This window comes from Rhizobium sp. SVR5-9E (genome assembly GCF_056755095.1).
This window is the reverse complement of the sequence record NZ_JBNDHS010000781.1, coordinates 1-233: the sequence shown is the minus strand read 5'-3', so window position 1 is coordinate 233 and position 233 is coordinate 1. Positions and strand designations below refer to the sequence as shown.

1 protein-coding gene is annotated in these 233 nt (G+C 66.1%); it reads right to left on the bottom strand.

Going from position 1 to position 233, the window contains the following annotated elements:
• Window positions 1-32: 32 nt before the first annotated feature.
• Window positions 33-233 (bottom strand): GMC oxidoreductase (locus ACPYOJ_RS36970; protein ID WP_481420628.1); only part of this gene is annotated, 201 nt, incomplete at its 5' end.

Below are 233 nucleotides of genomic sequence, written 5' to 3'. Positions count from 1 at the left end.
GACAAGTGCGACCGACCGTCTTTCGCCCGCCATCACGCCAGCTCCTTCTGCAGGATATGATCCCCAACGCGCAGCGCATGTGCCGCCACCGTCAGCGCCGGGTTGACCGCAGCCGACGTCGGCAGATAACTCGCGTCGACGACGAAGGGGTTCGGGTGGTCGAAGGCACGGCACCAGATGTCGAGCGGCGCGGTCGCCGGATCATTGCCGATCCGTACCGTGCCGCTCAACAG